This window comes from Terriglobus albidus, assembly GCF_025685425.1.
Lineage (GTDB): Bacteria > Acidobacteriota > Terriglobia > Terriglobales > Acidobacteriaceae > Terriglobus > Terriglobus albidus.
In genome coordinates this window covers 25143-45817 of sequence record NZ_JAGTAS010000029.1, presented here as the reverse complement: position 1 = coordinate 45817, position 20675 = coordinate 25143, and the positions used below count along the sequence as shown (strand labels likewise).

The following is a 20675-nucleotide window of genomic DNA, read 5'->3' as shown; positions in this document are numbered from 1 at the left end:
TCTGTACCGGGTCATCTGTGCCGATCTCTCCCTCAGTGAGGAATCGCTTTATGAAGAAGACCTTCGTTCGTCGGATCCGCAACCGCGCCCTTCTGGCCGCGGCGGCCGTGGCTGTTCCTGTCGTTGCCCTGCTGGCCCAGGGATATGGCGGCTCGCCCATCTGGTGGGAGTCCAATACCGGCGAAAAGATGCCGCTGGCGGCCCTGTTTCGCGATTCCACCGGCGATATCCTTGTCTACAACACCGGCGGCAATATGGGCACTCGCGACCATGCCTTCTTCTCCAAACTGGGGAACAATGACCGCGCCTGCATCACCTGCCACCAGCCCTCGGCCGCGATGAGCGTCAACCTGGAACGGCTAAACGAGCGCTGGCAGCAGACCCACGGATCGGACGCTGTCTTCGCCGCGGTCGACGGATCCAATTGCCCAAGTTTGCCGCAAAAAGAAAAGAGCTCGCACTCACTGCTGTTGGAGCATGGTCTCTTCCGTATCTATGAACCCTGGCCCGCCGCAGGCGTAAAGCCGGAGTTCACCATCGAAGTGTTGCGCGACCCCACCGGGTGCAACACCGATCCGGTCTATGGCCTTCACTCCGCGAAGCCAACGATCTCTGTTTATCGCCGCCCTCGCATCGTGGGCAACTTCCGCTTCCTGACCGCCGGAGCCTTCACCGCCGACAGCCGCGCCACCACACTGGAGCAGCAGGCCATTGATGCTGTCCGCATGCACGAACAGGGCAGCGGCAACCTCTCCCGAGAGGACCTGCGCCAGATCGTCGAATTTGAAGAGCAGCTCTTTGTTGCCCAAAGCCGTGACGAGACCGGAGGCGACCTCACCGAGGTCGGCTCAGCCGATGTCCTCGGGCCGTGGACGATGAGCCGCACCCATCCGGATGATCTGCACGCCGTCGTCGACCGCAACCTCGCCCGCTTTCTTGCCATCGACGACTGGCCCTACCGGCACCCCGCGAGCACTGCCCCGCGCGATCTCTTCCGCGAATCAGTCCTTCGCGGCAGCCGCACCTTCTCCACGCGCACCTTCCACATCGGTGAAACCGCCAATCTGGAACACGTAAGCGGGCACAAGGCGATGGACGGCACCTGCGCCACCTGCCACAGCGAGCGCTTTACCGGAGTCAGCAATCAAGGAGCATGGGCCGACATCGGCACCAGCATCAAGGCATGGATCGGAGACCGGCCCGAACTGCCGCTCTTCAAGATCACCTGCACCGCCGATGCGACGCCGCACCCGTATCTCGGACGCGTGATCTATACCAACGACCCAGGCCGCGCCCTGGTCACCGGCAAGTGCGCCGATGTCGGCTCCTTCGTCATGCAGCAGCTTCGCGGCCTGCCCGCACGGGCGCCGTACTTCACTGCGGGTACAGCGAAGAACCTGCAAGAGGTAGTCGACTTCTACAACAAACGATTCAACGCCCACTTCACCGAGCAGGAGAAGCAGGACCTGGTGAACTTTATGTCAGTGTTGTAAGACAGTTGCTGGTTGCTAGTTCCTGGTTGCTAGGTTGGACCGCCACAGAACTGCGTGCCCGATCCATCGTGAAACGATGGGTGGGATTCGGACTAGTACCGATGGGCTCGAGACAACCCATGCACCCCATGTCCCACCCGGGACATGGGACGTTCGAGCGAAGCTCGAATACGGTGGGAGCCGTGGCCTTTAGGCAGCCTTTAGGCCACGGTCAATCAGCATCAAATTAATTGGGCTTTTAGCCCTGGGCCTTTCTTATGAAGAAGAAAAACAGCCCAGGGCTGAAGCCCGCTGCTCCCACCATGAACATCTGACTGTGTTGGAAGAATTCTCTACAACACAAACTGAAACAACATGGCGTGGCGGCGATCCTGATCGTCGTCTATCTCGCCCTTCTTCTTATCCTCGAGATGGACAGTCAGGTTCTGTTCCCGCTTCTCGCGCAGGATGGTTACTGTAACCGGCTTGGACTTGCCATCGTGCAGCGCCCGCAGCCAGTCGTTGCGTGTGGCCACGGCAACGCCGTTGACCTTCAGCACTACGTCGCCCGCCTTCATGCCGGCGCGGTCGGCAGCGCTGTTCGGCTCTACGGTACGCACCAATAGGCCCTTGCCGTTCGGGGACCCGAAGAACTCGGCAAGCTGCGGTTCCATGGGATCAAGCGTAACGCCGATCCGGGGCAGGCCAAAGATGACCGAGGGGCTGGGAAGCAGCTTGTCCCCGAGACGAGCGATAGAGCTCTCCTCCCGGCGCGAGGAGGCGGCGGAATCGATCGCAGGGTCCGGAACCACGAAGTGCTGGCTCCAGGCCTTGCGCTCAATCTCGCTGCGATTCGCCAGCGTTACCTGGTAGGTCTGCTGCTGCCCATCACGGCTCACCAGAAGGGAGATTCTGCGCCCCGGTGACGACTCATGCAGGATGCGGCGCAGCTGGTCTTCGCTGTCGATTGCCTGACCGTCCATCTGCAGAATCACATCATGTTCCCGCAGGCCTGCCTTACAGGCCGGACCGTCGTGGTCGATCATCACCACCTCGACGCCGCGCGTGTCCCTCAGCTTCAGCGATGCGACCTGGTCCTGCGAGAGATCGTGAAAGTCCACACCGAGATAGCCCTGCGCGGAGCGGCTGCCGGAGATCAGAACAATCCTCCAGGTGGGCTGCTGCTCCCACTCTTGCGCATGGGTTGTGGCTGTGCAGAGGCCGGTTGCCAGAGCAACGGCAACGAGCGTCAGGCGAGAGATTCTATGCGCCGGCGAGTACTTCATGGCAGTACAAACTTCTTCCTCACACCAGTTCGACGAGACGGCCAGCGTGCTCGTCATCAAGGTGATTACTGGATCTGGCTGACACTCTCAAGAGCGTTCATCGATGCGTTCCGAATATACGGATTGTCGTCCGTAGTGGATACCGTATGCAAGACCTGTCGCACGGAAGAATCCGCCTGCACCGGCTCCAGCATATTGATGGCCTGCATGCGGACGTCCGGGTCGTGGTCGTTCATGATCGACTCCAGCACCGCATCGCGGACCCGCTGGTCGGTAACCAGGTAACGCTGCAGCCCGTGCAGGGCGTTCAGGCGGACCTTGCTGTCCTGGTCATAGCGCAGGCTGACCAGCAGGGTATCGCGGACAGACGATCCACGCTTGGTCTGGTCATCTTCGTCGCAGATGTGCCCGGCCTTGCATCCCTCGGCCAGCAACGCTACCGAGGAGTCGCGGACATCGTTGCTGATGCCGTTCTTGGCGCCCATCAGAAGCAACTGTTTGATCTGCGGATCGTCCAGCGTACCCTGAGCCGTCTCCGGCACCACGCGGTTGTAGTTGACCTGCACCAGCTTGGAGTCGGGCGTCTGCACAATGGAGCTGATATTGGCGATCGTGGAGTCGGCCGAGTGCTGCATCAATACCGGCGGGGTGGCCTTGGGAGCGTTCGCGGCCTGATAGCGGCTGATGGCCGAGCCGCCGAGAAATCCTACGCCTACCAACAAGGCCGCCAGCGCCGGAGCCGCCTTTACATGATGCAGGCTGCCCATCACCAGAATGCGCAGACGCGCCAGAAGGCCCGGGGCGGGTTCAGCGTCCAGGGCCTCATCCAGCTTTACACGTGCCTGTGCCAGCAAGTTAGGCGAGGGCTCAGCAAGCTCAAAGCCGGCCAGCGTATCCTGCATCGCCGTCAACGACTCAAGCTCCTGCCGGCAAGCCTCACAGCCTGCGAGATGCTCATCCAGTTCCGGGATTCGATCGTCTGCCAGCTCGCCGTATGCCAGCAGCACGACCTCGAGTTGTACCGATTCGCACTTCATTGCGTTCTACCTCTACCAGCCTCAAAAAATCTTTACTGCTCAACTACTTTTCTGCGGATCGTCTCAATGGCTCAGCCGTGCGTCCGCTTGGGTACCGCAAACTTCCCGTTCTAACTAGCCCGAAGCCCGGCCAGATTGGCCCGAAGCTTTCGAGTAGCACGGAAGAGCGTATTCTTTGCCGTCTCTTCCGTGGTGTTCAACATCTCTCCAATCGTCCGGAGCTTCAAACCCTGGTAATGCTTCAGCTCAAAGACCATGCGCTCGCGGGGCGTCAGCTTGGTCAGCGCAGCCATAATCCGCTCGCCCATATCCTTACGCTCCAACTCCCGCTCGGGATTCGCCATCGCGCGTTCGTCGGAGACATTGGCCATCAGGTCCATCTCCTCCCCGGCGGCATCCAGCACCGTCGCCGGATCTTCCCGGCGGCTCTTCCGCCGGCGCAAAGCGTCCAGGCAGAGATTCGTCGCGATGCGGTACAGCCAGGTGTAGAACGAACTATCGAAGCGGAAGTTGTGGATGTGGCGGTAGGCCTTCAAAAACGCCTCCTGATGCACATCCTGCGCATCCTGCTCGTTCCCAAGCATGTGCAGCGCCAGCCGCAACACCGCCTGGTCGTACCGGCGTACAAGCTGATCGAAGCTGGCGCGGTCACCCTTCTGCGCCGCCCGGATCAGGTCGTCGTCCTCAGCGCGTTGCTGCGCACGGGCATCCATCTGGGCCTGTGTCAGCCGACCGCTGTTCCGTGCCGCCCGGGTTGCAGCCGCTTTTGCCATGGCTGCGGATGATTCTACCCGGCGGAGCCCAATGCTGGCTCCCATACCGCTTCCCAACGGAGAAACGACGTTTGCACCTAAAACTTCTGTTCGCATCTATCTCTGACTCCGGAGTCAGGAAATCAATCTCACTCCAATAGACCGTGGTATGCAGGAAACGTAAGCAGAGAGGAAGGACGCCACGGGCGATCACCGGACGAGACGCGGCTTGATCGTTGATAACGATTATCAAATTCACGCGAGTTTTGAGACGTAAACGGTACCTCAGCGGCTGAAGCCGCTCGTTTCAGGACCTTGGTTCGGCATGGCTGAAGCCATGCCCTTAAGCAAAACATAGCGCCTTTGGTGCTTTGTTAATGCCTGCTCCATCCGCAAGGGAGCCGCAAATCACGGCTGCGTAAGCCGGTCCGCACCGGCAGGTGCGGATGTTTTGCTTAAGGACACGGCTTTCAGCCGTGTCTCAGTGGAGGCGGAACAGTAAGCGGCTTCAGCCGCTGAGGTACCGTGCAAGGGATGGAGCACCCAGTGCATGGGCCATCGAAAACCGGCCTGGCAGAGAAACGAAAGCGCGGCCCTCATTATTTAATCCTTCACTTATTCCATCATTCAATCCCACCTACGAAGCCATAAGCTCCATGCGGATCTTGCTATCGAGATGCCGCATCATCTCCGGCACCTCTTCCGCGGGGACCGGCTTCGAAAACAGATAACCCTGCCCATAGCCGCACTCGATGCGGATAAGCTGCGTCAGTTGCTCCATGTTCTCAATGCCCTCCGCCAGCACGCGCATCCCCAGCGCCTTGCCCAGAGCCACAATCGACCGTGGAAGGCTCAGACTCTCTTCCGTCTGGTCGATGCGTTGCACGAACGAGCGGTCCACCTTCAGCGCGTCGAACGGGAAACGATGCAGATAGCTCAGTGAAGAGTATCCCGTACCGAAGTCATCCATATCGATACCGATGCCCAGCGCCTTGATCTCGCGGAAGAACTCACCGGTGGTTGCGTCGCTGTTGATCAGCAGACTCTCCGTCACCTCCAGCCGCAGGTTCTGCGCCGGAAGTCCGTTCTCCTGCAACTGATCGCGAATGAAGCCCACAAGGTTTTTATCACCGATCTGACGGCCGGAGATATTGACGGCGACGTTCATCTCATCGGTCAGAATTCCATCCTTGCGCCACTGCGCCGCCTGCCGGATCGCCTGCCGCAGCGTGACCATGCCAAGATCGCGGATCAGCCCCGTCTCCTCGGCCACAGGAATAAACTCAGCCGGCGAGATCATCTCTCCCTCGGGATGCTTCCAGCGCACCAGCGCCTCAAAGCCAATCACCTGCCCGGTAAGCAGGGCTACCTTGGGCTGGTAGTAGAGAACGATCTCGTCCCGCTCCAGCGCCCGCCGCAGGTCCAGCTCCAGTTGGACCCGCTTTGCCGCATCCTCCCGCATGTGCGGAGCAAACGCCACATGGGCGGAACGGCCCGAGTTCTTGGCGTGATACATGGCAAGATCGGCGTTCTCCAGCATGCTCTGTGCATCGCGTACCAATGCATCCGCAGTCGCGATTCCGATACTGGCCGAAAGAAAGAGTGTCTGCTCGCGGCTGATTACCGGCGCCTGCAACGTCTCCTGCAATCGCTGCACGTAAGCAGCAATATCCTCCTCGCCAGGAGCATGCGCCAGCAGAATGGCGAACTCGTCACTGCTGAGGCGCGCCGCACAACTATGTGGCCGGTCGGCAAGGCTCTTGCGGATCCGCGCTGCAATCTCAAGCAGAACCACATCGCCTTCCGCATGTCCCAGGCTGTCATTGATGCGCTTGAAGTGATCGATGTCGACATAGATCACGGCATACGTCTCTTCACCGCTGGAGGACTTATCAATGCGGCTCTGGATACGGTCGATGAACGAGGCCCGGTTATGAAGATGCGTCAGCGGATCAATGGCGCGGATCTGGTTACGGTCGCTCAACGCGCCTACCATGCGTTGCGGCTCGCCCGAAGCGCCGGTCAGCAGCAGGCCGCTGCACCCGGCCCACCGCCACTCTCCATCGCAATGCAGATAGCGGAACTCGCAACTGAAGTTCTGCTGACCATGTAGCGCGTGTGCGATCTCTTCATGGATCCGCTTACGGTCGCCCCGATGGATATGCCGGTAGCATCCGCGCAGGCTGGTGATACGCTCCTGTCCGCCATAACCAAGCAGCGCGCTGCAGCGAGCCGAAAGATAGATCTGGCCGGAGCGGAGGTCCCAATCCCAGATGCCGTCCGAGGTGGCGCTGGTCGCCAGCCGGTAACGCTCGCTGGCTAGATCGATCTGCTGCTTCGCGTGCTCAAGCTGCAATGCCGTGGTGCGCTGCTCGATCAGATACGAGGCGGCAGTGGCCAGGTGACGCAACAGCTCAGTCTCGTGCTCATTCAGCGTGCGCGGCTCGCGGTCGATGATGCAGAAGCTGCCGAGACGGATGCCGCTTGGTGTGATGATCGGAGAGCTGGCATAAAAGCGAACAAACGGCTCCTCCACAACAAACGGATTCGCCGCAAAGCGAGGATCAAGACGCGCATCGGGAATGACGGTCTCGCCTTGCGTCAGCAGCGAGTGAGCGCAGAAGGAGAGATCGCGCGGCGTCTCCCGAATGGGCGTTCCCTGGACTGACTTGAAGAACTGGCGATCCTTATCGACCAGCGAGATCAATGCGATAGGAACAGAAAAGATCTTGACCCCCATCGCCGTGAGCTGATCGAAAGCCGGCTCGGAAGGCGTGTCCATGATGCAAAGGCTGCGTAGTACTGCAAGACGTTCATCCTCGTTCGGGGGAAGCGCAGCCGGTACTGCTCCGGTAGGGGGATGCGTTACCATACAGCTCCACATTCGTCAGAATCCGACACGAAAAGCGGGCCCGCTCGGTAACCTGCAAGGTACATCGTTCCCCCTGGATTGTCCATGTACTTTCCTGCAGGAAGCATCTTCGGGCCGGCCAGTTTCTTGTTTTGCCATCACGGTAACACGAGGGCGCACCCTCTCTATCGGCAAGAGCAATGCAGAAGATTACTCATGCGCAGGCGACTGATTCGGATGTTTTCGGACGCAAGACATCGCCCTCAGCGGCTGAAGCCGCTTTCCTCACCACCTCTGCTACGACACGGCTGAAGCCGTGTCCTTAAGCAAGGCATTCGAAGCAAGGCATTCGCACCTTCGGTGCGAACAGCTCCGCGATTCGTAATTGATGTGGTTGATGAAGATGATCCCGAAAGCTTACTTCCTGGCCAGCAACGCTGCCCAGAGAGAGCGCCAGAGGCGCTCTGGTCTTGCTTAAGGGGACGGCTTCAGCCGTCCCGCACCGGCCGCCAATAAAGCGGCTTCAGCCGCTGAGGGCAATCTTCCGGCAACGCGCACGGCTCGAGCAAAACCAAAGGCCGCGCTTCACGCGCGGCCTTTGACTATTCAACCATTCAACTAACCAACTATTCAACCCGCCTCGCCAGAGGCGCTACATCCCCGCAACAATCCCGGCGCCGCGGACCGCAGTACCGGCCGAGTCCTTCACAACCTCGATCGAGAAGCTCTGCAGCGGACTCATCGTCACCATCTGGTGCACATAGTTTTCCAGCATCGGCAGATCGATGTAACGCGTGTTCACGCCGGTGAGGTAGAACTTCCCGGGCCCGGTCATATGAATGCTGCTGGCTGTGGCCGCGGCCAGCGCCTTGTGCCAGAGCTTCTTGAACTGCAGGCAGCGATCGTCGCCCTTCTTCGCCATTTCGAAGACCTCTTCCGGCTCCAGATCGAGGAAGCGCATGCGCATGGCGCGATGCCCCATGATGCCTTCCAAATGTCCGCGTCCGCCGCAGCCGCAGTAGCGCTCCTTATCGTCGAGCGTGACCACCATATGGCCGCCCTCCCACACGCCGTCGATAAACGGATAGCGGCCATAGCCGATGCCGCGGCCGAGCGTCCAGACGCGGATCATGCGGTCAAGCTTGCCGAACTGCGCCGCCAGGCCGGCGGCCATGGCGTCGGCATCGTTGACGGTTTTTACATTGGTATCGAATCCGCGCTCATGCAGGGCAAAGCTCACCGCCTGCTGAATCTTGGCGCCCTTCAGTTGCGGCAGGTTCGGCGCCTCTTCCACCACGCCCTGCCGAACCAGGCCGGGCAGGCCAAGCCCCACGGCGGTAACGTCGTTGTGGCCCTGGGCGAGATCGAGAATCCGATCGCACAACAGCTCTACCAGGTCTTCATGAGGCTTCTCGACCAGGGCGTCCGTCTCCCACCGATTTTCCGGAAAATGAGTGGTCGGCCCCACCAGCGCGTTGTCCTCCACCACGCCGGCTTCAATTCCTTCAGTGAGCATGATGCCTATCGTCTTCGCCATGGCCCTTTCCTTGCTCCGTTTTCACCGCAACTCTAACCTGTGCCCGGCCTCGGTGTCACTTTTCCTGCATCCGAGAAGGTACGAGGGTCATCTAGTCATACGAAGCGATATTTCGATATCGAAATAAATGGAGGATCGTCATGAAGGTTGTCGTCTACGGAGCGAAGGGCAAATCGGGTGTGGAGATCGTAAAAGAACTGGTGTCGCGCGGACATCAGGTGGTGGCGGTGACTCGCCACGCGGACTACAGCGCACCGGGAGCCACCACCGCGGTGGATGATGCCAGCCACCCCGACAAGATTACGGCTATCGTACGCGGCGCCGATGCTGTCGTAAGCGCCCTGGCTCCGCCGGTCAACGATACGGACCAGATCGTCGGCATGACCGACCGTGTGGTCGAAGGTGTCTCGCTGGCCGGAGGCAAGAACAGCGGACCTCGTCTGCTGGTCGTCGGCGGGGCCGGCAGCCTGTACGTCACGACACAGGACGGCAAGCGCGTGACGCTGCGCGACAGCGGCTATCTTCCGGCAGAGTGGCTGCCGATCGTCGACTCGCACATCAAGCTCCTCGACAACCTCAAGAAGAATCAGACCATCGACTGGACCTACTTCTCTCCCGCAGCTTTCTTCGAAGTCGGCCCACGCAAGGGAACCTTCCGCTTGGGCAAAGACGACCTGATCGTGGGTGAGAACGGCAAGAGTGAGATCTCGTATGCCGACTACGCCATCGCAGTCGCCGATGAGCTGGAAAAGCCACAGTTCCGCGGACAGAGATTTACGGCTGCTTATTGAAGCGAGTTGAATTGTTGAATGGTTGAATGGTTGAATCGGGGCCGCGCGCAAGCGCGGCCTTTATGTTCAGCCACACACCGAATACCCAGGTCCCTAAAGGGACGTGGGTATTCGCGCTACGCACGAACCGATTTTAAGCGACCTTCTTCCCCCCGCGGGTGCCCCACCCTCGCAACGCGAGGGTGGGCAAGGATCACCCCAAAATCTCAAACCAAGTCTTAACTCTTTTATCTGCGGCTCGCAGTAGTTCGTGCCCCCTTAGCCCACCCTAGCGTTGCGAGGATGGGGCACTCGGGTTAAGCGGAGAGTTATGAAGTGCGGCCAAGATTCAGGCTGATCAACTCCGATGTCTTGCCATCTTCCACAACAGGTGATTCTGTCCCGGTATCCGGAAAACGGGCGTAGATCGCAGTCATTATCTGCATTGTCTGAAGTTCGGTAAGCTCCGGCAGCAGGCAGGTGTGGCCGGTATAGAGCCCTGAAGGATAGGGATCGTCTTCACTACCATTCCCGGCGTCATAGGTTAGATCACAACCCAGACGGTTCATAGAACTGGGAGAGTAGTGATTATCTCCCAACCCTTCGCTGGTGATGTTTTCCTGCGTTACCGTGAGGGTGACGTCGGACCCGTTCCAGACCTTGCGAACATCCTTCACCAGAAAAATCGCAGCGGATACCGCAGCAGCGACTGCGAGGACGGGATAAGGGCCTCGCCAGAAGCTCTCAACAACCCATGCACCAACAGCAAGCTCCGCCGCGATCCGCAGAATGCGCAGCGGCAACGAAAGCTTCCAGACAGCACGAATGATGAGCGCGTCATCGGTCTCGCGCATATCAAGTTTCGTAGACATGACCTATTCCGTTCGAGTGTCGCATATCTAACTATCTCGTCACACCCACGGACCGCCCTTCGGTGCGATTCATGACGCACTTACGAAATGGATGCCAATGTTTCTTTTTGATAATGACCTGCTGCCCCAATTTCCGAGTAAACTTGCAGTACGCCTTCCTGCTCGCTTCCTTTGATTGAAGCCTGTCATTCGACGAGCCCGCTTCGCGCGAACGTTAACGGCTTGTCCCGACTGGAGTCTCATATGCGATCTGAACAGGTGTACAAGGCACTCACCCGCATTCCAAATCGTTTTCGCCTCTGCCAGGCCACGGCCCGCGTCACCCGCGTCACGCACATGCCGCAGACCCGCACCGAAGATACCGTGAACAACGTCCTGGGAGACATCAGCAAGGGCAAACACGGCGATGTCTTCGGCCCGGTTGAGATCAAGCCGACCCCGGCACTGGACATCATCACCTTCTAAGACAAAATCTGACTCGGCTATGCACCGGGTGCCCCAGGTCCCCTCGGACCTGGGTATTCGCGCTTCGCGCGAACCGTTTTGTTTGTCATCCTGAGCATCGCGAAGGACCCGCTTCTCGCCCCTCAACCACACTGGGTGCCCCATCCATCGCAAAGCGATGGGTGGGATATGGCGCGTATGCGCGATTGTTTTTTTGCTTGTCATCCTGAGCAAAGCGAAGGACCTGCTTTGCCGGGATTTCCAGGTAGAAAAACAGAATCGAGCTAACGCTCGACTTTCCCACTCATCGCGACGCGATGAATGGGGCACCCAGTGTACGGGCAACCACCACACCCTCAATTCCCCGACGGAGCCTCAACGTGATCCACGATCACAACGTCATACATCCCCTTCTTCGCCGCAAGCTGCAATCCCAACTCACCCTTAAGCGTGGCGCGCAACACGGACAAGACACTCGGCCGCTCCTCCTGCGTCGTAGGACCGGTATTCACATAGCGACGGAAGTCGACTGAGATGTCATAGCGCCCCGCAAGTCCGGTCTCATCCGCCACCGGACCATCGAGTGGCTGGAGAGATACGCCGCCAGATCCTTCATGGTGAAGTTGCGGGCGCTAGAGCATTTTCCCTGTAGGTGTAGAGTAGGGCTTCCGCATCTATGGGCGTTTTCCGCAATGAAAACGCCGCTTCACGCCTCTTTCGGAATACCCAGCAACAGGGAAAATGCTCTAAATCCAATCTCGGAGTTCTGGTGGATCGGCTCACCCTCCCCGGCCGCGGCATGGATCGCCGCCGAATCCTTCACCCCACCCGGAGCGACCGAGAGGAGATATCCCCACATCTCGCGCTGCTCGTGGTGCAGGGTGAGATGAAACCGCTCCGCCAGCAGTCTCTGCAACATGCGCCGCAGCTCCGCATCCCCAAGATCCCCCGGCAGTGGCCAGAATGTCATACCGCTCTCCGGAGAGATTCGTGCCACCCACAATCTGCGCGGTGGAGACGCCATAAGCATAGTGAATACAGGACTTCAACGTGACATCATGCAGCCGAAGCGTGCCATGCTCAGCCAAGATGGAGCCATCCCGCTCGTTAGGAACAGACTCCTTGGTGGGATGAATGCTGGCCGCCTCGAAGCCATCCTGCGCATACGCAGCGAGCGAGCAGAGGACGAGCGACAGGGAAAAGAATCGGCACATCATGTGCGATGGTACGACGATTTCACACTGAAGGTTCCCGAGTGCTTGCCTTATATCGAACCTAAAGAAGCAGGTGAAGCAGAAGGAACTCCTTGTAGCTGCCGAACGTAGCGCGCCTTCGATGGCCCAAGTGCCCGAACGTCGATGGCTCCTTTTTCTGGTGCAGCTTTAAGTCGACGAACAGTCCCGTCTAAATCGTCTAGCGTGATTTTGTCGACTTCCAAAATTTGATCGCCGGTCCGGATTGGCATCCCGAAAAGCACTCGCGTCTCACTGTCAATTCGGAAAGCCATCTTGGCGCCAAAATTTGCCGACGATATCAGCTCGACTTGATCTACCAAGCTTGAGTCCTTAGTCATCGTAAAGCTGATACCTTGTATTTCGAATTCTTCGCCGGTTGCAACCAGCTTTAACCACGAAAGAAATTCATAATCGTCGGTAATTGGCGTTTGATCAGGAAACACCAAATCGCTTCCCAAGTATTTACTTACAATTAAAGCGTCATCGACAAATGCTCTTAGCGCGTCTTTGGGGCGTGAGTCTTCATCCTGATTTTCAGGAACTCCCTGGATTTTTAGTGAAAATTCAGGATTTTCCAACCCCTCGACATGAAACTCTTCGCCGCGCATAATCGCGTCGGTAAAGGTGATCGCCTGAGAAATTGAACGAAAGGTCTTGCCTGGGCAATCCACCTCGAAGCTCGCCAGGCACCGATTATCCCCAGTTAGAGAGGCAACAATCAGAAGCTTAATTGGCAGTGCTCCTTCACTTTCGAAAGTCACTTCGTCAGTACCTAAATACTTTACCCGCAAAGACACATACTCATAACGAATTGGCGGATCTGCGCCTGGAATGATCATTTTTACTGGGATGCTTTTTAGGTTACTGGCCCATCGTGGCTGAAATCGAACCTCTTTCAGTTCAAATTTGGATTGATCGAGTATTTCGCTAATGGGGCGTGGTAATTCAAGCTTTACAAATTCTTCACCGGTGAACCTTACCTCATGCCCCGTTTTGATGCTATGGTGCATTCGCTCGGCGGCTTTTCTAGACATCGAGACTAAAAACTTGATTGGATCGTCTTGTAACGCTACTCGATCATTAGCAAGCACATTGAGTGTTTGCCTACCATCAAAGATCGAAGCTAATAAACCAGGACGGTTACGAGTGTCTCTTGCTGGAAGTGAGCCTCCTACTATAACTTCATAGGAGAAACGCTCATCAAGGGATTCGAGATCAGCAATGTACTGCGAGACGTATTCGCCGCCAAGAATCCCTTTTTGCCTACCAGATAGATTGTCTGAATTCATTATCATCGAACGCAGGGCGTTCTGATCTGATATCACGTCTGGGAAAAAAGTCTCACGAATCTTCTTGTATTGAAGTAGGAAATAAACGATGTTAGACGCCTGCAGCAATTCGATTGATGCTTTTGAAGAATATGCATCTACAACATTGCTATCAAACCACTCTCTAGCTTCCGGCGTTAGATCGATAGGAATACAAAGAGTCCATTGGACCGGATGGTAGTTTTTGAATACCGTTCCGATAGATTCAAGAATATTTCTTTTCTGGCTACTTTTGATGCCGTTTGGAAAGTGTTTATCTTGCCATACGGACAAGCCGCCTTTCAGACGTCCATGATAAGAATCAACACCCTTGTCACCTCCGGCACCATCTACTCGCGTAATACCAGCACTCGGAAAGCGCGCCTGAAGTAGCGTGTCAATCAATGCCTCAAAATCGTTCTTACTCAATTCTTTCAGCCGTTGATAGAGCCCTGTAACAGACATGAGAGGTAGTGTAATTGGGACCTAACCGAATTCAATCTTTTCCTAGCGGAAAAACAAAAAGCGTGAAGCTGGCTAGCTCCACGCCTTCTAAAATCAGGGATTCCTTACTGCAACAATCCCTGCTCCGGATCCTTGTGGTTTGACTCATCCGGCGGGATCACCACGGCGGCCGCGACCTTGTCCGCTTCATCCAGGCTGAGGAGTTTTACTCCCTGGGTACTGCGGCCGGCGGCGCGGATGGTCTTGGTGTCGATGCGGATGATCTTGCCGAACTGGCTGATCGCCATCAGTTCGCTGGTCTCGTCGACCAGGTTGATGGACGAGACCTTGCCGGTCTTGGGCGTCGCCTTCATGTTGATGACGCCCGAGCCGCCGCGGGTCTGCAGGCGGTACTCCTCCGCATCGGTACGCTTGCCGAAGCCATTCTCCGAGACCGAGAGGATGAGGCACGGTGTAAGCTCCACACCCTCGGCGGCACGCTTCTGGCGAGCCTCTTCACTCGGCGTCGTCGCCAACGCGATGACGTAGTCATCCTTCTTCAGCGTGATGCCCTTCACACCGGCGGCTGGACGGCCCATGCTGCGGACGTCCGACTCCGGGAAGCGGATGGCCATGCCTTCGCGGGTCGCGAGGAAGATGACCTGGTTGCCGTCGGTCACGCGGGTGCCGACCAGCTCATCGTCCTTGCCGATGCCGATCGCGATGATGCCGCGGGTCATGACGTTGGAGAAGTCCGTCAGCGGAGTCTTCTTGACCGTGCCCTGCTGCGTCGCGAAGAAGATGAACTTGCCCTCTTCCGTCAGGTCGCGGATACCGAGGTAGGTTACCACCTTCTCGCCCGGCTGCAGTGCCAGCAGGTTGGCGATGTGCTTGCCCTTGCCGGCGGCGCCGACGTCGGGAATTTCGTAGATCTTCACCCAGAAGACACGGCCGGTGTTGGTGAAGCAGAGCAGGTACGAGTGCGTGGACTCGACGATCAACTGCGCGACGAAGTCCTCCTCACGCGTCTTCATGCCCAGGCGACCAGTGCCGCCGCGGCGCTGCTGACGATAGGTGGAGATCGGCGTGCGCTTCAGGTAGCCGGTGTTCGAGACCGTGACGGCAACCTGCTCGTCGGCGATCAGGTCTTCGAGCGTAAGCTCCGCGCCCTCATCGACGATCTGCGTGCGGCGTTCGTTGCCGTACTTGTCACGGACCTCTTCGAGCTCCTTGACGATGACCTTGCGCAGCTTCTTGTCCGAAGCCAGGATCGACTCGTACTCCGCGATGTTGTCGCGAACTTCCCCCAGTTCCTTCAACAGCTCGTCGATGGAGAGCTGGGTCAGGCGATAGAGCTGCAGGTCGAGGATGGCGTCGATCTGACGGTAGCTGAGGATCAGGCTGCCGTTGGCCGGCAGTGTCTCGGCCGTAATGCCGTACTTCGCTGGGTCCAGCGTGATACCGGCAACCTCAGTTCCGTTCAGCGAGATGGCGCGGCCGGAGAAGTAGCGGAACAAATTCTCGCGGGCATCGGCGCGGCTGGAGCTGTTGCGAATGGTGCGGATGACCTGGTCCAGGTGATCCAGCGCGATCTGGTAGCCGAGCAGGATGTGCTCGCGGTCGCGCGCCTTGCCCAGCAGGAAGGCGGTGCGGCGGCGCACCACATCGATACGGTGATCGATGAAGGCGCGAATCGCGTCGGGCAGCGGAAGCTCGCGCGGCTGGCCGTTGTGCACGGCCAGGAAGATCATGGAGAAGCTCTCCTGCATCTGCGTGTGCTTGAAGAGCTGGTTCAGTACGATCTCGGGCTGCGCTCCACGCTTCAGCTCGATGACGATGCGCATGCCTTCGCGATCAGAGAAGTCGTCCACGCCGGAGATCTCGTCGATAACCTTGTCGTTGACCAGCTCGGCGATGCGCTTGATGAGGTTGGACTTGTTGACCTGGAAGGGAAGCTCGGTGACGACGATGGACTGGCGTCCGCCGGAGATGTTCTCGGTCGCAACCTTGGCGCGAACCAGGAAGCGTCCGCGGCCCGTGGAGTAGGCCTTCTCAATCCCACCCTTGCCATAGATGATGCCGCCGGTGGGGAAGTCAGGTCCCTGCACATGGCGCAGTACTTCTTTCACCCCGATGCTGGGGTTGTTGACCATATCGATGGCCGCATTCACCACCTCGGTGAGGTTGTGTGGCGGAATCTTGGTGGCCATGCCGACGGCGATACCTTCCGCGCCGTTGATGATGAGATTCGGCACGCGCGTCGGCAGCACCGTGGGCTCCAGCACCGATTCGTCGTAGTTCGGCGTGAAGTCGACGGTGTCCATATCGATATCGGCCAGCATCTCGCCGGCGATACGGGTCATGCGCGACTCGGTGTAACGCATGGCCGCCGGCGGATCGCCGTCGACCGAACCGAAGTTACCCTGGCCGTCGACCATGGGATAACGCATACTGAATGGCTGCGCCAGACGCACCAAGGCGTCATAGATGGCGGAGTCGCCGTGCGGATGGTACTGACCCATGGCCTGGCCGACGATCTTGGCAGACTTGGTGTACTTCTTATTGGCCGACAGCCCCATCTCCGACATGGTGTAGAGAATGCGGCGATGGACCGGCTTCAACCCGTCGCGGACATCGGGCAACGCACGGCCGATGATCACCGACATGGAGTAGTCGAGATAGCTGCGGCGCATCTCATCTTCGATATTGATCGGAAGAATGGACGAGGCGCCCGTGGGCGAGTTGCCGTCGCCGCTGTTGCCTGAGTTGAGCGGGAGATTGTTCTGATCGTCTGCCATGTGGATGGTTTAAGTATACCGGTTTACGGGTGGTTTTGACAGAGTGGAGAGAACGCCAAAGTGGTTGATTTTATTGGTGGTTTTGGCGATTTGAAAGGGTTGTCCGGGGCGGTGGAAATGGGGCCGTTTTAGGCCGGGATCTTTCACCTTTTATTTGGCGTAGCCGGGTGGGAGCAGCGGGCTTCAGCCCGCTGAATCTGAGGCCAATTGAAGATGGGCTTTAGCCCTGGGCCGTTGTCTTCTTCGAGTAAAACCCAGGGCTAAAGCCCGATCTCTGCAAGACCTGTAAACCGTGGGCTGAAGCCCACGGCTCCCACCGGTATCGAGCTTCGCTCGATATATCTACCGTCTCCACGGCGTCTGCACCGTATAAACCGGGGTCGCCGTCACACTCTCCTGCTTCACCGCCAGCAGCTTCCGCTTCCGCAACCACGCCACCGCGGTCTGCGCTGCCGAACGCGAAAGCCCGGTCTCCTCGGCGAGAGCTGCATAACTAATCACAATCGGCTCGCCCGTCCGCTGCTGCTCCGCATACAGCCACAGATAGATCAGAAACGCCGCCGGCTTCCGGTCATGCCCGACGAGGTCGCGGAGGAGTGTCTGCGGGATGTAGGCATCGAGCGGGATGGACTTCATAGCTGTAGTTGTGAATGGTATAGCAACGAATAACACATTGAGTTCGCCGGGCTTCGCGGATAGCCTCTCACTCGGAGATACCCACTTATGATTCGCGGCATTAAATTCATCAGCGTTCCGGTGAAGAACCAGGACGCATCGCTGAAGTTCTACACTGAGACCCTGGGCTTCAAGGTCACAACCGACCAGGAGTTCATTCCCGGCGGACAACGCTGGATCGAGCTCGCCATTCCCGGCGCCGACACCGGCCTCGTGCTCTTCACACCGGAAGGCCAGGAAGACCGCATCGGCACCTTCCAGCCCATCAGTATGTGGTGCGACGACGTCTTCGCCACCGCCGACCAATTGAAACGCAAGGGCGTGACCTTCTTCAAAGATCCGAAGAAGGAGGACTGGGGCACCGCCGCCATCTTCGAGGATGTGGATGGGAATAAATTCGTGCTGAGCAGCCGGTAGCGCGGGCGTTGTCTTTTATTTGTCATGCCGCAGCGCCAGCGGAGGAATCTGCTTCTCGCATTTGACTCGTCGATGCAATTCTCGATAGAGAAGTAGATTTCTCCGTTCCCTTCGGTCACTGCGAAATGACAAACAAAAGGTGGTTCGAACTTCGCTTCGACATCCCACCCATCGCGTTACCATCTCGGCGAACAAAGTTCGTCGGGAACCCCGGCGCAATAGCGCTGAAGGCGCGTTCTATATCAGCCTGGGGCAACGCCCCAGGTCTCGGCCTCTAGGACCTCAAAGGGCTGAAGGCCCGCTCCATAGTTCTTCCGCTCGTCTTAAGAAAGCAGGTCCTTCGCGGTGCTCAGGATGACAAACAAAGACGATTCGAGCTTCGCTCGAACTTCCCACATAAGCTGCGCGTATGTGGGGCACCCGAGCATCGCTTCCTCAGAAACTCTGCTCCGTCTCCAATGATTGCACCTTTGCATCCAGGTCAGCCTGCGCTTGAGTATGCTTCTGTTTCAGCCCATCCTGATCCTTACGCAATGCGGCGATCTGGTCTTCCTGTTCGTTCAACTCTCGTGTATACCGCCGGATAAGATCCCGTTCTTCTGCGGAGCTCTTCAGCGCCGAGAGATTATTACGCAGGCGATCCTGATCTTTACCGATGCTGTCGATCTGCGTCTGCTTGTCCTTAATCTGGGTGTCGATCTCCGTGAGTTGACGACGTGCTTCCAGAATGGGCTGAAGCTGCTGCCGCAGTTTGGGATCATCACCATTCGTGCGAATAATCGCATCGAACGTCTGCTCATTCATCGTCGCCAGACGCCAGCTTTGCGCGATAGTGTGACGCTCACCGACATGGAGCCTTACGGTCTCACCCGGCGCGGCGGCAACCCGATAACGATAGGCATTGGGCGTCGTCTCCGCGGGTGCAGTGTCAGAGTCGAGCTCCCATCCGTTACGGCGTGCATGCTCCACAATCACCATACGTGGGGACGTACCGGAGTTGTGGACAACGTAAGTAATCTCCGCGATCTCACGGCTGCTCATCTTCAGCACACCCTGATGCATAGTCGCTTGCTGCAGATGGCGCGAGTCCAGCCTTGACTCGGTACTCACGCGTACTGCATCGTCCGCCGCGTAAGAGAGCAAGCGGCGCTCATTGGGATGGATCGGATCGAGCAGGCCTTCGCCGCCAAAGCTTCCGTTTTCGATGATGGAGAAGCTGCCGCGATCGAGCGTGGCTCCGGTCGAATTTGTGAGCCACAAGGCACGCAGAGGACGCGGCTGGGTGGATGACCACAACGTGACTCGCTCGACATCCACCTTCGACTGCAGAACCGGCACCATTGCGGACTCATTCTTGCGGATCGTAATGGGCTGGTTCAGCTTGTATTCGAAATAATCGTCATACCCAGTCCCTGAGGCATTCGGAGAGACCGAAGCTGCGGCGGAATCTTCATAGGCGATAGGCGCGGGAGCAACCATCGGTTCTCCAGCTCCGATCTTTTTGACACCACCCCCATAGTTACCACCGGAGCCGGGAGCAAGACCGGAGCCACTGCCGCTGCCGATAGCGGACTTTGATACAAACATCGGGGCCGTTCCCTGCATCGGTCCGCCATTGAAATCTCCACCCTCATGGGTCTGTGGTGTAAGCTGTGCCTCTTCGGGCAGCCCGATCTCCGGCCTGCGTGTGTAGTACGGCTGCGAGATCGGCTGAACAAAACTCTGCGGAGAACCCGCAATCAACGAGAGTTGCACGTTATTCCAATCCGTACCGACGGTGTTATCAATCACCGCCCAGGACTGCAACGTGGCCTGCTGTTTCTGTCCACCATCGGAGAAGATCAGCCGATACGTCGACTTCCACACCGGAACCTCGGAGATATAACTCACGCGGATCTGCCTTGCTCCGGTGCCAGTCGCGCTCAAGGTCAGGTGGCGCAAACCGCCTCCGCGATTCGCGGCCAGCAGTTCAAGATAATGCGAGAGGTCCTGATGCAGCGCACCATCGAGCAGACGTACCTGTGTCTGAGAGTTGAGCTGAATCGTGCGCACGCCTCCACCATCGGAGACCACAGTGAGAAACTGAGCCATCGGACGTGGCTTATCGTCTCCACTGCCGGTGTTGGCTGTCGGAAGATCGCGCGACTCCACATTCAGCAATCGGCCACTAACAGCCGCACCGTTGCCCGTCACCTCGACGCGTGCACCACGAATCGCCTGATAAAGATCAGCTTCGGTGGGGTTCTGACTTAGCGCCAGCGGCAGGCTCTTCAACTGCTGCTCCAGAGGTGTGGTGGAGTTATAGCCCGCGCCGTTGATCTTGCCGCCGTTCAGATCGATGGCAGTCAATGTTTGCAGCACATCGTTGAGCTGTTCGCTGGTGAAGTCGATCGTTACCTGCTGGTTGCCGCTGACCTCGCCCGCATGCTCGAAGAAGCCGACACCATTCTTATAGAGAGCGACACTGCGCACCGGCAGACTCTGCGCTGCGCTTTCTTTTGCAGCTCGAAGCACACGGGGCGTTGTCGGAGCGGCGGCCTGCTGGGCTGCAATATTGGCGGGGTTGAGAAGTGAGGATGAGAGGAGTGAAGCAACCAGCGCGGCAGCAGACGATCTCAATGCAGGCCTCCGAGGCACAAACAACCGATGTGCAGTTAGACCTCAAAGGCTCGGTTTAGTGAGTCTACCTGCCGGGAAGTAGACACCCGACGATACAGAAAGGTTCCCGCATTCTTATGAATCGCCCATACACCGGGTGCCCCAGGTCCCTCGGGGACC

Annotated in this window: 15 protein-coding genes and 2 pseudogenes; 5 read left to right on the top strand and 12 right to left on the bottom strand. The window is 58.1% G+C overall.

The window, feature by feature from the left end:
* The first annotated feature begins 50 nt into the window (after positions 1–50).
* Positions 51–1493, top strand: a complete 1443-nt coding sequence (locus OHL21_RS05715; protein ID WP_263416285.1) for a hypothetical protein — start codon at positions 51–53, stop codon at positions 1491–1493.
* A 332-nt stretch (positions 1494–1825) separates the two neighbouring features.
* Here the strand turns inward: OHL21_RS05715 and OHL21_RS05710 are convergent, their stop codons facing one another.
* From OHL21_RS05710 to OHL21_RS05695, 4 genes are all read right to left on the bottom strand, one after another.
* Positions 1826–2815 carry a PDZ domain-containing protein gene (locus OHL21_RS05710; protein ID WP_263416284.1) on the bottom strand — a complete coding sequence of 330 codons (990 nt, stop codon included), beginning with the start codon at positions 2813–2815 and terminating at the stop codon, positions 1826–1828.
* An 8-nt stretch (positions 2816–2823) separates the two neighbouring features.
* Positions 2824–3795, bottom strand: a complete 972-nt coding sequence (locus OHL21_RS05705; RefSeq protein ID WP_263416283.1) for a HEAT repeat domain-containing protein — start codon at positions 3793–3795, stop codon at positions 2824–2826.
* 110 nt (positions 3796–3905) lie between these two features.
* On the bottom strand, positions 3906–4664 hold the full coding sequence (locus OHL21_RS05700; RefSeq protein WP_399257464.1) for an RNA polymerase sigma factor: 759 nt from the start codon (positions 4662–4664) through the stop codon (positions 3906–3908).
* 520 nt (positions 4665–5184) lie between these two features.
* Positions 5185–7419: a sensor domain-containing phosphodiesterase gene (locus OHL21_RS05695; protein ID WP_263416282.1), complete on the bottom strand. Its 2235-nt coding sequence runs from the start codon at positions 7417–7419 to the stop codon at positions 5185–5187.
* A gap of 179 nt (positions 7420–7598) precedes the next feature.
* Here OHL21_RS05695 and OHL21_RS05690 point away from each other — a divergent pair, with 179 nt between their 5' ends.
* Positions 7599–7724, top strand: a complete 126-nt coding sequence (locus tag OHL21_RS05690; protein ID WP_263416281.1) for a hypothetical protein — start codon at positions 7599–7601, stop codon at positions 7722–7724.
* A gap of 326 nt (positions 7725–8050) precedes the next feature.
* Here OHL21_RS05690 and OHL21_RS05685 read toward each other — a convergent pair whose 3' ends face one another.
* On the bottom strand, positions 8051–8935 hold the full coding sequence (locus OHL21_RS05685; protein ID WP_263416280.1) for an ROK family protein: 885 nt from the start codon (positions 8933–8935) through the stop codon (positions 8051–8053).
* Positions 8936–9075: 140 nt separating this feature from the next.
* Between OHL21_RS05685 and OHL21_RS05680 the strand changes: the two genes are divergently transcribed.
* Entirely contained in the window at positions 9076–9726 is a 651-nt protein-coding gene (locus OHL21_RS05680; protein WP_263416279.1) for an NAD(P)-dependent oxidoreductase, read from the top strand.
* 308 nt (positions 9727–10034) lie between these two features.
* On the opposite strand, the gene OHL21_RS05675 is transcribed toward OHL21_RS05680, so the two are convergent.
* On the bottom strand, positions 10035–10577 hold the full coding sequence (locus OHL21_RS05675) for a hypothetical protein (RefSeq protein ID WP_263416278.1): 543 nt from the start codon (positions 10575–10577) through the stop codon (positions 10035–10037).
* Between the two features lie 243 nt (positions 10578–10820).
* Here OHL21_RS05675 and OHL21_RS05670 point away from each other — a divergent pair, with 243 nt between their 5' ends.
* Positions 10821–11042, top strand: a complete 222-nt coding sequence (locus OHL21_RS05670; RefSeq protein WP_263416277.1) for a DNA-directed RNA polymerase subunit omega — start codon at positions 10821–10823, stop codon at positions 11040–11042.
* 335 nt (positions 11043–11377) lie between these two features.
* On the opposite strand, the pseudogene OHL21_RS05665 reads toward OHL21_RS05670, so the two are convergent.
* From OHL21_RS05665 to OHL21_RS05645, 5 genes and pseudogenes are all read right to left on the bottom strand, one after another.
* Positions 11378–11596 (bottom strand): annotated as a pseudogene (locus OHL21_RS05665) (TIGR03435 family protein); the annotation flags it as partial.
* A gap of 131 nt (positions 11597–11727) precedes the next feature.
* Positions 11728–12235, bottom strand: a pseudogene (locus OHL21_RS24455) (TIGR03435 family protein).
* Positions 12236–12285: 50 nt separating this feature from the next.
* Positions 12286–14028 (bottom strand): hypothetical protein, encoded by a 1743-nt coding sequence (locus OHL21_RS05655; RefSeq protein WP_263416274.1) that lies wholly within the window; start codon positions 14026–14028, stop codon positions 12286–12288.
* Positions 14029–14132: 104 nt separating this feature from the next.
* The gene (gyrA, locus tag OHL21_RS05650; RefSeq protein ID WP_263416273.1) at positions 14133–16805 is read right to left on the bottom strand and encodes a DNA gyrase subunit A; all 2673 of its coding nucleotides are present in this window, start codon (positions 16803–16805) and stop codon (positions 14133–14135) included.
* A 342-nt stretch (positions 16806–17147) separates the two neighbouring features.
* On the bottom strand, positions 17148–17441 hold the full coding sequence (locus tag OHL21_RS05645; RefSeq protein ID WP_263416272.1) for a helix-turn-helix domain-containing protein: 294 nt from the start codon (positions 17439–17441) through the stop codon (positions 17148–17150).
* An 87-nt stretch (positions 17442–17528) separates the two neighbouring features.
* Between OHL21_RS05645 and OHL21_RS05640 the strand changes: the two genes are divergently transcribed.
* Entirely contained in the window at positions 17529–17897 is a 369-nt protein-coding gene (locus tag OHL21_RS05640) for a VOC family protein (RefSeq protein ID WP_263416271.1), read from the top strand.
* A 435-nt stretch (positions 17898–18332) separates the two neighbouring features.
* Here OHL21_RS05640 and OHL21_RS05635 read toward each other — a convergent pair whose 3' ends face one another.
* Entirely contained in the window at positions 18333–20516 is a 2184-nt protein-coding gene (locus tag OHL21_RS05635) for a DUF4139 domain-containing protein (RefSeq protein ID WP_263416270.1), read from the bottom strand.
* Positions 20517–20675: the final 159 nt, after the last annotated feature.

Excerpts from the sequence above, each read along its gene's own strand:
- OHL21_RS05715 (WP_263416285.1), top strand. The coding sequence starts at position 51 with ATGAAGAAGACCTTCGTTCGTCGGATCCGCAACCGCGCCCTTCTGGCC.
- OHL21_RS05710 (WP_263416284.1), bottom strand. The coding sequence starts at position 2,815 with ATGACGAGCACGCTGGCCGTCTCGTCGAACTGGTGTGAGGAAGAAGTT.
- OHL21_RS05705 (WP_263416283.1), bottom strand. The coding sequence starts at position 3,795 with ATGAAGTGCGAATCGGTACAACTCGAGGTCGTGCTGCTGGCATACGGC.
- OHL21_RS05700 (WP_399257464.1), bottom strand. The coding sequence starts at position 4,664 with ATGCGAACAGAAGTTTTAGGTGCAAACGTCGTTTCTCCGTTGGGAAGC.
- OHL21_RS05695 (WP_263416282.1), bottom strand. The coding sequence starts at position 7,419 with ATGGTAACGCATCCCCCTACCGGAGCAGTACCGGCTGCGCTTCCCCCG.
- OHL21_RS05690 (WP_263416281.1), top strand. The coding sequence starts at position 7,599 with ATGCAGAAGATTACTCATGCGCAGGCGACTGATTCGGATGTTTTCGGA.
- OHL21_RS05685 (WP_263416280.1), bottom strand. The coding sequence starts at position 8,935 with ATGGCGAAGACGATAGGCATCATGCTCACTGAAGGAATTGAAGCCGGC.
- OHL21_RS05680 (WP_263416279.1), top strand. The coding sequence starts at position 9,076 with ATGAAGGTTGTCGTCTACGGAGCGAAGGGCAAATCGGGTGTGGAGATC.
- OHL21_RS05675 (WP_263416278.1), bottom strand. The coding sequence starts at position 10,577 with ATGTCTACGAAACTTGATATGCGCGAGACCGATGACGCGCTCATCATT.
- OHL21_RS05670 (WP_263416277.1), top strand. The coding sequence starts at position 10,821 with ATGCGATCTGAACAGGTGTACAAGGCACTCACCCGCATTCCAAATCGT.
- OHL21_RS05655 (WP_263416274.1), bottom strand. The coding sequence starts at position 14,028 with ATGTCTGTTACAGGGCTCTATCAACGGCTGAAAGAATTGAGTAAGAAC.
- gyrA (WP_263416273.1), bottom strand. The coding sequence starts at position 16,805 with ATGGCAGACGATCAGAACAATCTCCCGCTCAACTCAGGCAACAGCGGC.
- OHL21_RS05645 (WP_263416272.1), bottom strand. The coding sequence starts at position 17,441 with ATGAAGTCCATCCCGCTCGATGCCTACATCCCGCAGACACTCCTCCGC.
- OHL21_RS05640 (WP_263416271.1), top strand. The coding sequence starts at position 17,529 with ATGATTCGCGGCATTAAATTCATCAGCGTTCCGGTGAAGAACCAGGAC.